The sequence below is a fragment of the Chryseobacterium arthrosphaerae genome, from assembly GCF_001684965.1.
GTDB classification, from domain to species: Bacteria; Bacteroidota; Bacteroidia; order Flavobacteriales; family Weeksellaceae; genus Chryseobacterium; species Chryseobacterium arthrosphaerae.
Window position 1 is genome coordinate 1,329,606 of the sequence record NZ_MAYG01000001.1, and the last position, 13,755, is coordinate 1,343,360.

10 protein-coding genes and 1 pseudogene are annotated in these 13,755 nt (G+C 39.5%); 8 read left to right on the forward strand and 3 right to left on the reverse strand.

Features of this window, described 5'->3' with window-relative positions:
• Positions 1–16 precede the first annotated feature (16 nt).
• The 8 genes from BBI00_RS05990 (at position 17) to BBI00_RS06025 (ending at position 9,105) form a co-directional block, all read left to right on the forward strand.
• On the forward strand, positions 17–445 hold the full coding sequence (locus tag BBI00_RS05990) for a rhodanese-like domain-containing protein (protein ID WP_065397909.1): 429 nt from the start codon (positions 17–19) through the stop codon (positions 443–445).
• Position 446: 1 nt separating this feature from the next.
• On the forward strand, positions 447–944 hold the full coding sequence (locus BBI00_RS05995; protein WP_065399640.1) for a TlpA family protein disulfide reductase: 498 nt from the start codon (positions 447–449) through the stop codon (positions 942–944).
• A gap of 384 nt (positions 945–1,328) precedes the next feature.
• Positions 1,329–1,715 (forward strand): DoxX family protein, encoded by a 387-nt coding sequence (locus BBI00_RS06000; protein ID WP_065397910.1) that lies wholly within the window; start codon positions 1,329–1,331, stop codon positions 1,713–1,715.
• A gap of 393 nt (positions 1,716–2,108) precedes the next feature.
• Positions 2,109–3,182, forward strand: a complete 1,074-nt coding sequence (locus BBI00_RS06005; protein WP_065397911.1) for a sensor histidine kinase — start codon at positions 2,109–2,111, stop codon at positions 3,180–3,182.
• Complete coding sequence (locus BBI00_RS06010) at positions 3,163–3,864, forward strand: LytR/AlgR family response regulator transcription factor (RefSeq protein WP_065397912.1); 702 nt, start codon at positions 3,163–3,165, stop codon at positions 3,862–3,864. Before BBI00_RS06005 ends, BBI00_RS06010 begins: the two co-directional genes overlap by 20 nt.
• A gap of 342 nt (positions 3,865–4,206) precedes the next feature.
• Positions 4,207–7,230: a SusC/RagA family TonB-linked outer membrane protein gene (locus BBI00_RS06015; RefSeq protein ID WP_065397913.1), complete on the forward strand. Its 3,024-nt coding sequence runs from the start codon at positions 4,207–4,209 to the stop codon at positions 7,228–7,230.
• Positions 7,231–7,241: 11 nt separating this feature from the next.
• Positions 7,242–8,681: a SusD/RagB family nutrient-binding outer membrane lipoprotein gene (locus tag BBI00_RS06020; protein ID WP_065397914.1), complete on the forward strand. Its 1,440-nt coding sequence runs from the start codon at positions 7,242–7,244 to the stop codon at positions 8,679–8,681.
• Positions 8,682–8,913: 232 nt separating this feature from the next.
• The gene (locus BBI00_RS06025; RefSeq protein ID WP_065397915.1) at positions 8,914–9,105 is read left to right on the forward strand and encodes a hypothetical protein; all 192 of its coding nucleotides are present in this window, start codon (positions 8,914–8,916) and stop codon (positions 9,103–9,105) included.
• A gap of 122 nt (positions 9,106–9,227) precedes the next feature.
• Here the strand turns inward: BBI00_RS06025 and BBI00_RS06030 are convergent, their stop codons facing one another.
• The 3 genes and pseudogenes from BBI00_RS06030 to BBI00_RS06040 all read right to left on the reverse strand — a co-directional run bounded on the left by BBI00_RS06030 (position 9,228) and on the right by BBI00_RS06040 (position 13,727).
• Positions 9,228–9,833 carry a DNA-3-methyladenine glycosylase gene (locus BBI00_RS06030; RefSeq protein ID WP_065397916.1) on the reverse strand — a complete coding sequence of 202 codons (606 nt, stop codon included), beginning with the start codon at positions 9,831–9,833 and terminating at the stop codon, positions 9,228–9,230.
• Positions 9,834–10,146: 313 nt separating this feature from the next.
• Positions 10,147–12,318, reverse strand: a pseudogene (locus BBI00_RS06035) (DPP IV N-terminal domain-containing protein).
• A 14-nt stretch (positions 12,319–12,332) separates the two neighbouring features.
• Positions 12,333–13,727, reverse strand: a complete 1,395-nt coding sequence (locus tag BBI00_RS06040; RefSeq protein ID WP_065397917.1) for an aminopeptidase P family protein — start codon at positions 13,725–13,727, stop codon at positions 12,333–12,335.
• Positions 13,728–13,755 lie beyond the last annotated feature (28 nt).

The window sequence follows — 13,755 nt, forward strand, 5'->3', positions numbered from 1 at the left end:
TGTGAAAAATAGAAGTATGAAGTATTTGCTTATTATTGCGTGCTTTGTCTGCTCTGTATTCAGCCAGGCACAGCAAAAACAGGATCCATGGAAAGAAAGCCAGCTGATGGATCCCGCCTTGCTGGCATCGAGAATTGAGAAAAAGAAAACGAAAGATCTGGTCATTATTTCGGTAGGGCCTGAAGCTATTATCAAAGGTTCTGTAGACATCGGCCCCACCCGTGAACCTGAAAATCTGGAAAAATTAAGAAATTACCTGAAAGATATTCCAAAAGACAGGGAAGTGGTTATCTACTGCGGATGCTGTCCTTTCGTAAAATGCCCTAATATCCGTCCGGCTTTTAATTTACTGATGGAGATGGGCTTTAAAAATGCGAAACTTCTGAACCTTCCGAAAAATATCAAAACAGACTGGTTAGATAAAGATTATCCTACAAATGATTAATATGAAAATCCGCAGTACAGTATTATTTCTGATGATGGTATCAGGTTGGGTTTCTGCCCAGAAAGTTATAGAGATAGGGAAGAAGGCTCCCGAAATCACGATGGCTAAAGCAGACGGAAGCTCATTTGCTCTTTCTGCACTGAAAGGAAAGCTGGTGTTAATTGATTTCTGGGCTACATGGTGTGCTCCATGCGTTGAGGAGCAGCCTGAACTGAAAACCCTGTATGAAACATATGCAGAACAGGTAAAAAACAACCGGTTTGAAATCCTGGGAGTTTCTTTAGATAAAAATAAAGAGAGCTGGGAGAAAGCCATTGACCGTTTCAAAATCAACTGGATCCAGATCAGTGATCTGAAATTCTGGAAAAGCCCGGTAGCAAAAACATATGAAGTGGATGAACTTCCTTTTAATGTCATTATAGACGGACAGGGAACCATTTTAGCCAAGAACCTTCATGGTAAAGAACTCGAAGAGTTTTTAAATAAAAATCTGAACTGAAAAACTCTTATACAATACAAATACAAAGAGTGGTATGATGGCATACCACTCTTTTTTCTGATTGCGATTTGTGTATTTAGAACCACCTTTACTAAGTCATTATTCTGGATAAAAAGGATACTCTGAGGGAAATCATATCACTTCTTATTTATAATTCCTGATAGTTTTTTAATCGATATAAAAATAACAATTATATTTAAAATATCACTATATGTTGAAATAAAATATAAAAATTAATATTAGAACAATATATTCTTAATATTTAAAAATATTTCCACAAATTCCCCTTGTTACATTCAGACTTTAATCAACATTGATATACACTTAAAAGTCATTAATATACAGAAAAATTCAGCGGACCATCCTTCTCTATAATTTTGGTCTATGAAAAAGAACTTCTTCCTCCGTTTTGCGCTATCAGTTATATTGCTGATGCATAGTGTAGTCTCCATTGTAAGTGGGGATGTCAACAATTTCGGACTCCGGTATCTGGATACGATAGGATTCAGTCCTATGGGGCTTTATCTGGCATGGGCAGTTAAGCTGACCCATCTTATTTCTGCGCCGGCTCTCTGGTGGGACCGGTTCATTAAGCCTGTTGCTGTGTGTAATATCCTGATATTGGTTTTCGGGGTTTATTATGTTCATTGGGAAAATGGCTGGTTTGTGGTAGGCGGGGGCAGGAATGGTGTTGAATTCAATTTTCTGCTGATCTTCTGTTTTCTGAATCTTGTGTTCCCGGAAATCCGTTTGAAAATTTTTCAACGTTAAATTATAATGTGTGGGTTATTAAAAACCACAAAGGCACAAAAGTTTTTTGAACACTTAAGTATTTTAAGTTATAAGTAAACCGTTGATAAGTGAACTTAAGTTTTATGAAAACCTTTGATTTTCTTATGATTGAACCATTAAGGAAGAATAAGAAGATAAGAATATTAAGGTGAGCTTTGCTTTAAGAGTTGCGACTTAAAAAATCTTTGATTTTATCCTTAATTTATCTTAAACCTTCACTCTTCTTAATGGTTTAAAAAGATACTGGTTTACCATAAAAGTTAAAGCTTGATACAAAACGTGTAGTTTATAGACCTCTGATGGATTTTTGTAGCCTTTATATTTTTATATTTGACTGAGTGATATTACTTTGTATTTTTAATTATTATAGACTTGAAATCTGAAAGAACATCCAAGTTACAGGTTCATTTGCTTTTCTGGATATTGTATTATCTGCTGGAAGCCTATCTCGACTTTTACTGGTCCCGATATCAGTTCCCGGATTTCAAATGGCAAATACGGCTTCAGAACACGCTGATTCTGGAGCTTGGCTATTTTCTGATCAAAATGCCGCTTGCCTATTCTCTATTGTATGTATATGAGAAAGTACATCTCAGGATTTTTTTTAAATATCTTCTCTATGTTCTGATTGTCATAATTGCCGTTCTGGGGCATCGTCTTTTTACCCACTATATTATTTACCCCTATATCTATGAAGCTATTGAAACATTGGATGGTAAACAGCCTTCCGGATTTATCAATGGTTTCGTGGCATTCAACTCTTTTATGGATCTTATTTTTATGGTGGGGCTTGTATTTGGGGTAGAGATTACCAGACAGAAAAACCTTTTGAAAGATCAGATATCACAGCTGAAATCTGAAAAACTGGATCAGGAGCTGACGATGCTGAAAGCGCAGATCAATCCGCACTTTCTTTTCAATACCCTGAATAATATTTACGGTATGGCCTTAAAAAAAGCCGATGAAACTCCCGATGTCATCCTCCAGCTTTCAAAAATAATGCGGTATAATATCTATGAAGCCGCAGAAAAAAGGATTTCTATAGAAAAAGATATTGAGAATATTAAAGATTTTATACAGATCCAGAAAATCAGGCACCATCATCTTACCGTAAACCTTACGATAGATCTGGATAATCCTTCACAGGATATTTCACCTCTCATATTGATACAGTTTGTAGAAAACGCCTTTAAACATGGGGTTTCTGAGAGTCTGGGAGAAACATTTATTCATATTGATATCCAGCTTAGAAACGGTATTCTTACCTATTTCATTGAAAATTCAAAAGAGGAAAAAGCCAATGAACATTCCACCAGAATAGGACTGAAGAATATCCGCAGACAGCTTGAGCTTCTTTATCCTAAGCATCTGCTTTCTGTTGAAGATCAAAGCGATCGTTATATTGTAAAACTAATCATAGATTTCCATGGAACACCCAGCCGCTAAAAAATACAATTGTCTTATTGTAGAAGACGAACCCATTGCCGCAGAAATTCTGGAAAATTTCATATCCAGAGATCCGGAACTGAATCTTGTAGGCAAATGTGCAGATGCAGTATATGCCAGCAGCCTCCTGAACAGGCATGAGGTAGATCTGATGTTTCTGGACCTTCATCTTCCCGTTGTAAAAGGATTTGATTTTTTAAGGAAATTAAAGAATCCTCCATTCGTTATTGTAACCACTGCTTATCACCAGTATGCTGTAGAGGGTTATGAGCTGGATATAACAGATTATCTGATGAAACCTATTCCCTATGACCGGTTTACCGCTGCAATAGGTAAATTCAAATATTTAATGGATGCAGAAGATGCATTGCTGGAAGTAGCTGACCGGGAATATATCTTTATCAGCAGCGGGAAAAAGCAGATCAAGATCATTCTGCAGGATATTTTCTATATCGAAAGTTTAAGAGAGTACATTAATATTCATACAAAAACAGAAACCCTAACCTTTAAAATGCCCATCAGCAAAATAGAAGAAAGTTTAAACCCTAAACTGTTTACCCGTATCCATAAGTCTTATATTATTTCCCTGTCAAAAATTGAGATGAAATCGGCAAGCCTGATTCAAATCAATGGAAAAAAACTTCCGATAGGGAGGACTTACAAACCTTCTCTGGAACTTTAACTGTTATTTTGTAAAATACTGATATACATTACAATAAATATCATTATTAAAAACTATAGATGAAGTCAACGTTTTTTACCACCCCGTCAAATCGAAATTTTGACACTACTCCTGTGAAAGGAAATTTTCCTCCTCCGGTTGCAATCTTGCGATAATAAAAAGAGCAATTTCTCATTAGAATAAGAATAGGTATGTTCTACTTTTGATTGTTAACGCATTGCTCATCACTGATTGCTTATTACTCATATTTTAGTAGACGCTATTCCGCCGTTGATATATACCTTTCGTGATAATCTTCACCAATTATTGAATTTTGATCATACAACAAGAAAATCAATAATTATGAAATATCAGTTAAAGCTTTTAAGTGCGGGAGTCGCTTTTTTTATAGGAAGCGAAACCTATTTCAGCCAGGCAAAGCAGGACACCCTTAAAACACAGAATATAGAAGGGATTGTAGTTACCGCACTTGGAATTAAAAGAGAGAAAAGATCATTGGGCTATTCTACACAGGAGGTGAAAGGCGAGGACATCAACCGGACTCCTACAACTAATTTCCTGAATAACCTTTCCGGAAAAGTAGCAGGACTTGAGATCAGACAGTCTACTAATTTCGGAGGTTCCGTAGATGCTGTTTCCAGAGGATACAAATCTATTCTGGGAGATAATCAGGCTCTTTTTATAGTAGACGGTGTTCCCATTATCAACCGGAATATCAATACCACAAGTCAGCTGAACGGATTTTCAGGCTATGATTACGGAAGTCCCGTTTCTGACATCAACCCGAATGATATTGAAACGGTAAATGTACTGAAAGGTGCCGCTGCAACAGCTTTATACGGTTCAAGAGCTCAAAACGGAGCCATTATCATCACCACCAAAAAGGGAAAGAAAAATACGCAGGGTATCGGTCTGGAATATAGCGGAAGTATCTCAGTTTCCACCATTGACCGGTCTACATTTCCTGAATATCAGACCCAATATGGACAGGGATATGCCGGGAACGTATTTCAGGAGTACAATAATGCTCCTTTTGTTCATACGTTTCAGGATGCTTCCTATGGAGCCCCTTATGATTCCAATCTTATGGTCTGGCAGTATGATGCATTCATCCCGGACTCTCAGAACTTCGGAAAAAAGACGCCTTGGGTCATGGCAAAAAACGGTCCTATCACTTTTTTTGAAAAAGCCTTTAACCGCACCAATAATATTGCATTGAACGGCGGAAATGACCGTACAACCTTCAGATTAAGCTACTCCAACACCTATGCAACGGATATCATGCCCAATTCGTCTCTGAGCAAAAATAATTTCGGAGGGAATGCTTCTTATAAAATTACAGATAACCTTACAGCCACTATTTTTGCCAATTATATTGTCCAGAGCACCAAAGGAAGAAATACTACAGGATACGGAGATAACATCATGGGAAATTTCCGCCAATGGTGGCCAACCAATGTAGATCTTCAGTATCAGAAATACCTGTATGATACCTTCAGTAAAAATTATACATGGAATATCAAATCTCCGGTCAACCTTTCTCCTGCCTATTGGGATAATCCTTATTTTACACGCTATGAAAATTATCAGAATGACAAAAGGGAACGTTTTGCAGGCAACTTCAGCCTCAGCTATGATCTTTCAAAGAAAATTAATATTCTGGGAAGGGTAGGTATTGACGGTTATAGCATGATCTTAGAAGAAAGACGGGCTGTGGGGTCTGTTCCTGCTTTTTTCAGTTCCAATATCATAGAACAGCCTTCAGGGTATGCTGTAACCAATCTCCGCTTTACGGAAACCAATTATGACCTCATTGTCACCTATAAAGACAATATTACTGAAGACCTCAGTATTCAGGCACTGGCAGGAGCTAATATCAATGCACAGTCAAGTTACTCCAATGCACAGACTACAACAGGAGGGCTTTATATTCCGGGGCTTTACACGATATCCAATTCTGTAGCAAGTCCGGCAAGACCTATCATTACAGATACATCAAAATATATTTACGGGGCTTTTATCCAGGCTTCTTTAGGCTATCAGAACACCTATTATCTGGAAGGAACTTTCAGAAGAGATCAATCTACAGCATTACCAAAGGCAAATAATGCCTATTATTATCCCTCTGTTTCTGCGAGCGTAGTATTTTCCAATTTACTGAAACAGCAATGGCTGAGTTTTGGAAAATTACGGGCAGCTTATGCAGAAGTAGGTTCAGACACGGCAGCGGACCAGCTGAGAAACAGGTTTATTGTACAGACTTCTTTCGGAAACATTCCTGTGTATTCCTACAATACGACATTGAGAAATGCCGATCTTCTTCCCCAAAAACTGAAAAATTTTGAGATTGGAACCAATATGCAGTTTTTCAAAAACAGGGTCGGGATCGATCTTTCCTGGTTCAGAAATATCGCATTTGACCAGATACTCCCTCTGCCGGTTTCCCTGTCAACAGGTTCCGGGGCCAAAATTCAGAATACAGGAGAACTGACCACCAAAGGCGTCGAATTATCACTGAATCTTACTCCATTGAAATTCAAAGATTTCAGCTGGGACCTGCTTCTCAACTGGTCTAATCCGAAAACCAGAGTAACTGCTTTACGGGAAGGAATTGAAAATATAACCATTGGTGCATTACAGGGCGGAATCAGCATCAATGCATCACTCAACGAAGATTATGGAAGCATCTGGGGATCAGATTATGTCTATGATCCTAATGGAAACAAGATCGTGGGCAGAAACGGGGCATATCTTCATACGGATGATTCCAATCATAACTTCGGAAGCTTTCAACCGGATTTCATTGCCGGGCTGAACAATTCTTTTACCTATAAAAACTTCAATCTCAGTTTCCAGATCGACTGGAAGAAAGGAGGAAAGATATTTTCCCTGGATCAGTACTATGGAACAGGTACCGGCCTTTATCCTGAAACGGTAGGATTGAATGATCTTGGAAACCCCGTCAGAAATACCCTGGCCAATGGCGGAGGGGTCATTTTACCCGGAGTGATGCAGTATCCCAATAATCCCGGACATTATATTCCCAACACGATCCGTCTTGACCGTTCCATATCCAGCCAGTATTTGGGAACAGATCCCCCGACCGCAGCATTTATCTACGATGCAAGTTTTATAAAGCTTCGCCAGGTCTCTGTTTCTTATACTTTCAACAAAAATTTCTTAAAAAATTCAGGAATTCAGGGGCTTACGGTTGGCTTCACAGGAAGTAACCTGTGGATAATCCATAAAAACCTTCCTTATTCTGATCCGGAGGCTGGAATCTCTTCGGGAAGCATTCAGGGATATCAGTCCGGCGTAATGCCTTCCACAAGGAATTTTGCATTCAATCTGAAAGTTAATTTTTAAAAACTATTACAATGAAAAATACATTTATATTAGGCTCTTTTTTAACGGTATTCATGGCAGGATGTACAACAGACGATGTGAATACGGATCCGCATGTTGCCTATTCTATGAGCCCGGAACCTCTGGTCACCTATGCCGAGAAAGAGCTGAGTGATTATATGAGCACGCCCAGTGTGAACGAAAACAACTTTCGCCTTATCATGCAGTACTGGCAGGAAACAACCTATGTAAGTGAAAGCAATTATAACTTTACGGAAAGAAACGTATCGAATACCGTATGGGCTGATAATTATGTAAATGTCCTTAATAATCTTAATAAAGCCAAAGAACTGATAGAACAGTATCAGCCGGTTCCTTCGGAATTGAGTGCATGGCCTGCTAAGAAAAAAAATCAGCTTGCCATCATAGATATCCTTTCAGTATATACTTTTCAGACGCTGGTAGATACATTTGGTGATATTCCCTACAGTCAGGCTCTCAACCAGGAACAGTATCCGCTGCCTGTGTACGATGATGATGCCAAGATCTATGAACATCTTATCAGCCGTCTGAAAACAGATATTAGCAACCTGGAGGAAGGGAAAGGTGCTTTTGGAGCCGGGGATATTATCTATGGAGGCGATGTAGCAAAATGGGAAAAATTCGGCAACTCGCTTCTCCTGAAGCTGGGAATTGCAGTTTCTGATATCAATCCTACACTGGCGCAATCTACAATTAATGCAGCCATTACCGGTGGAATAATCACCGATGAGTCTCAGAATGGGGTTTTCAGATATCTCCCTGAAATATTCAACCTGAACCCGATATTTGAAAACCTTGTGGTTACGGGACGGGAGGATTTTTTCGGGGGAAAACCTTTTGTGGATTTTCTTAATACGACCACAGATCCCAGGGTGGCTGAATATTTTCAGGACGTAAACGGGGAATACATCGGACAGGTGATTGGGGCCGGCGGAAACTTTTCAGACTTCTCTGCTGCAGGGATTTTTGCTTATACCCCAACGACTCCCGGAAATCTTATCACACATACTGAAGTGGCTTTTTATCTGGCTGAAGCAGCTGCCAGGTTTGGAATTGGCGGAAATCCTGAAACCTTATATCAGAATGCCGTTCAGGCTTCCTTCAGGGAATGGGGACTTACAGCTCAGGAAGCCCAGAATTATCTTACCATGAATCCCTATAATGCTGCCAACTGGAAGAAATCAATCGGGGAGCAGGCCTGGGTTGCCATGTATAACCATCCTGTGGTTTCCTGGAACTTTTACCGCAGGTTAGATTATCCGGCTTTACAGGCGCCTCCTACAGCCATTGCCAATGCTGACGGAAAAGTCCCTGTGAGACTTCAGTATCCAACCTTAGAGGCAACAACTAACGGGAGTAATTATGCCAAAGCATCCACAGCGATCGGAGGAGACAAACTGACTACCAGGGTTTTCTGGGACATCCACTAATATTTTTTTTATTTTTTTCATATCAATAATTTTGTACGACTTTTATTGTGTAACTGCTTCTGTTAAAGGAAGCAGTTTTTATTATAATCATCCATTGCTATCATGATTTTAAAAGCCAATTCAAAAAATCCTTACCAATCAGTTCATAGATCACAGATCTTCATTGGTAGCTCTTTTTTCAGGATTTCCGGCTATTTCCCCACATTTGAAATATAAATCATCATCAGCTGTCATGGAAAGAAATAGAATTTTGAAAAATGCAGTGATATTCTTTTTATTATGGATGGCGGAGAATGTGGCTATCAGCTGTAAAGACAACAAAAGTGCTGCCCCAACATCATCTGTAAACCATCATGGGCAGAAAGGATCGGGTACATCACAACATACTGTTGAAACAAAAGCAGAACTGGTGGGCAATTATTAAAAACTACAGTAATAATTAGAAATATAAATGTAGTTGGTTGAATATTCTCATTTTGAATATGATCTGGCTTAATGAGTATCTGCTCTTAAGCCATTTTTATTTTTTAATTCAGAAAGCATTGTTCAGGCTTTATTGGGTTTACTCACATATTTATTACCCTTCACAAAGAAACGCCAGGGCAGGAGAGCGTCTTCCTGTGCATAAGCAACCCCTATACGGGGGCCTGCTATAATTTCATCAGGATCATACCGAATTCCGTGGTCTTCTATCCAGATTTCATTTCCTGTCAGATCTTTTTTATTAAAGTTTCTATCGATTCCCAAAGCTTTTGCTGCGGAACCCGGGCCTGAAGAAATAGCAGCTCTGGAAGCCGGCATACTGCGTCTGAGCTGCATTGTTTCTTTACCGATCAAAGGCTCTACAGCTCTGATCAGTACGGCATGAGGCTCATCTTTCACCGAAGTTACCACATTAAAAAGATGATGAATCCCATAGCATAAATAAACATAAGATACTCCGCCATGACTGTATAATGTTTCCGTACGGTCCGTCCGTCTGCCTCCATACGCATGCGAAGCCTTATCCTGTACTCCAAAATAGGCTTCTGTTTCTACAATAATCCCGGCGGTAATGTTACCATTAATTTCTGTAAAAAGAATTTTTCCCAAAAGGTCCTGAGCCAGGAAAAGAACATCCTGATCGGCATAATAGGAGCGTGGCAGTTTCAAAATGAATAATTTTAACAGTTATTCAATCAAAATTAATGATATTTTTATTAAAAAAAGGAAGAAACAGGAGAAGGAAACATAAAAGATACCACAAAAAGTAAGATTTCAATTATAAGTGATGTATTTGGCATATCCATTGTTATTTTTATCACAACATCATTCACACCACTATAAAAATATAGGTTTTGACACTTTCTATTCCCCGGAGCAATCCGGGGAGTTTTTATTAACATCAGATTTATTTTATAATGTAAAAATTTTAAGATCCAATAAAAAAGCCTCACATTACTGCGAGACTTTAGGTTGTTTATTTTTATCTTCCTCCCGGAGGACAGTGTTCTTTTAAATATTTTGTGAACATGGTAGCCAGATGCAGCGATGTTCCTTCCCCTTCATCAATAGAATGCGTCCGGTTAGGATAAGACATCAGCTGGAACTGTTTGTTGTATTTTACCAGCTCATTAATGTATACTTCCGTATTCTGATAATGTACGTTATCATCTCCCGTACCATGTACCAGCAAAAGATTTCCTTTCACATTTTTAGCATAGGCAAGAGGAGAACCGTTGACAAAATCTTCCCTGTTTTCCTATGGAAGTCCCATATACCTTTCCTGATAGATATTGTCATAGAACAGTTGATTGGCCACCGGAGCAATAGCAATACCGGTCTGGTAAATATCAGGATATTGTCCTAAAAGATTAAGGGTGGAAGATCCTCCGCCACTCCAGCCCCATACAGCAACTCTGGATGTATCTGCGTACGGCCATTTTGCAAATAAAGCTTTGGCTCCCATTGCCTGATCCCGGATATTAAGCTGTCCTATTTTACGGTAAACAGATTTTCTCCATTCACGTCCTTTGGGAGCAGGAGTTCCCCTGTTTTCCAGAGAGACATACAGATATCCGTCTTCGGCCATATCACCTGTATATAAATAATTCCAGCCTGTATAGAAGCTGTCGGTTACGGTTTGTGATCCCGGTTCGCCGTATACAGTGAAGACAACAGGATATTTTTTGCCGGGATCAAAGTTTTTAGGTTTTACCACCCATCCGTCTAATGTAACCCCATCCTGTGTTGTGATCTGGAAAAACTCTGCTTTAGGTTTCGAAGGATCAGCTTTAATTGTTCTTTTCGGGGCAACAAGTTCCTTATGGTCAGGAAGAGATACAATGGCTCCTGCTGAAAGTGCATTCACACTGCTGTTATTAAACACTGCGATTTTACCATTGGGTGATATTGTATACTGGTTAGAGCCTGGATAAGCTTCAGGAGTTAATCTCTGAGCTTTTCCTCCTTTCATACTCACTTTATATAAATATTTCTGAGCGGCATTATCCGGGGAAGCTAAAAAGTAAATCTGTTTATTCGGGATATCAAAAAATTCAGGTTTTATGACATCGAAAGCATCTTTGGTGATCAGTGTTTCCTTGCCATTCATATCTATTTTATAAATATGCCTCCATCCGTCTTTTTCAGAAAGCCATAAGAATTCTTTTCCATTGTCAATCCAGTCCCATCCACTCGGATCATTACTGTTCCATCGGGATTTTATATCAATCCAGGCGGCATCGGTTTCTGTATGAATGGTTTTACTCTTCCCGGAGAAAGCATCGGCAATGATAATTTTACTCTGATTCTGTTTCCTGTTCAATTGCTGCAGAATAACGGATCGGGAATCCAGCACCCATTCCATTCTGGGAATATAGTTTTGCACTTCATCACCCGCAATGTCTGCTTTCTTTGATGACTTGGCTGCCAGATCATAAAACCATATACTGCATCCCGACGGATTTTCACCTACCTTCGGATATTCTACAGGAATGGTAAACGAATACAGACTATCCGTATTATTGATCATCAGAAAATTCTTTGTGCTACGGGCATCCAGCTTCCAATAGGCAATTTTGCTTCCGTCGGGAGACCACCTGAAACCATCCTGAGTGCCGAATTCTTCTTCATAAGCCCAGTCAAAAGTACCATTGATCATTCTGTCTGTTCCATCAGAGGTAACCGGGGTAATCTGGTTGCTGGTAAGATCTTCAATATAAATATTATGCTTTGATACGTAAGCCACCTTTTTGCTGTCCGGAGAGAACTTTGTAAACATCAGTGAAGCTGCAGGTAAACTTTTCCCAAGCTGAGACAGTTTCTTAGTGTTTTTATCAAAAATCCAGTAGTCTCCGCGGGTGTTGTCACGCCATACTTTCTGAGTATTGGCAAAAAGCAGCAAGCTTTTCCCATCGGGAGCTACCTGAAAGCTTTGTACCTTTAACGGATGAGCGCTTCCGGCGGGGATCAGTTCATCAGTACTTAAAAAAATCTGGTTTTTACCGGGATCCAGTACATCCACAATTTCAACACCGTTTTTGGTGAATGAGTAATAGGCATTGCCATCAGAGGTCCATTGGATCTTCTGTGCTGCCCATGGAGACAGGCACAGAAAGTACAATGCAATGGCTGTTAGTTTTTTTATGTTCTTCATATATACTATTTGAGTTAAGCCAGATGTTCAGCTCTGTAATTTTCAATTTCTTCAACAGTATTGATCAGTCCGTTCCCGAGAAGTCTGTAGCTGTCATCCGTAATCAGGAAATCATCTTCTACGCGAATTCCACCGAAATCCCTGTATTCATTTACTTTATCATAATTTATAAAGTCAGCATTTTTATTTTCAGCCTGCCACATATCGATCAGATCAGGAATCATATAAATACCCGGCTCAACCGTTACTACAAACCCGGATTCAAGAGCTTTGCCTAAACGTAAAGATTTAAGTCCAAATGTTTTGGTATCCTTTGGTTCTTCCTCCGTGTAACCGATATACTGCTCGCCAAGATCTTCCATATCATGCACATCAAGCCCCATCATATGCCCTAATCCGCACTGGAAAAATAAGGTATGGGCATGGTTTTTTACAGCTTCTTCAGCATTTCCTTTCATCAGTCCGAGGTCAATAAGCCCTTCTACCAGATGCTGGGAAGCTTTAAGGTGAATATCTTTAAAACGTATTCCCGGTTTCAGCAGACGCTGGGCATTGTGAAAAGCATTCAGAACCACTTCATACATTTCTTTTTGCTTTGTTGTAAAATTCTTGCTTACCGGGAAGGTCCTGGTGAGGTCACCCGCATATCCCATGGCGGTTTCTGCTCCGGAATCATTCAGGAACAGATCGCCTTCTTTCAGTGTGTTAAGGCGGTAATGATTGTGAAGAATTCCTCCGTTTATCGTTACAATCGGCGGATAAGACATCTGGCATTCTTTATTGGCCGCAAGATACTGGATAGCGTTGGCCACTTCATATTCTTTAATACCAGGTCTTGCCATGCGCATTGCCAGCAAATGCATTTCGTTGGATACATTCACCGCCTGTTCTATCTGTGCAATCTCCTGAGGTTCTTTAACGGAACGCTGCTTGACAATCGCTTTGATCATTTCCACAGAAGGTTGCAGCGCTGCGATTTTAAGTCCTGAAAGATCAGATAATAAAATCTTATTGGAAGACTGATAGGGGGGAAGGTAATGTACTTTTCTTCCGGAATCCTGTGCATTTTTCAGATACTGGGAAAGCTCTGCATAGGGTGAGGTTTCCTGTACTCCGGATTTCAGGCATTTCTCTTTCAATGTTTCCTGCCTGCCCATCCATACAATATCATCAATGCTTAGTTCGTCCCCGAAAACAATTGTCTTATTCTCATCAATATCAATAATAGCGGCAATACGGGGCTCCTGGATCCCGAAATAATATAAGAAAGTACTGTCCTGGCGGAAATAATAAGGATTGTGTTCAAAATTAACAGGATTCTCTATATTTCCTAAAAACAGTAAGATTCCGCCGTTCACATTGCCTTGTAATACGGATCTTCTGTCAAGATAGGTTGATGCTGAAAACATAGTATGATTACTTTTTTTATTAAAGGTT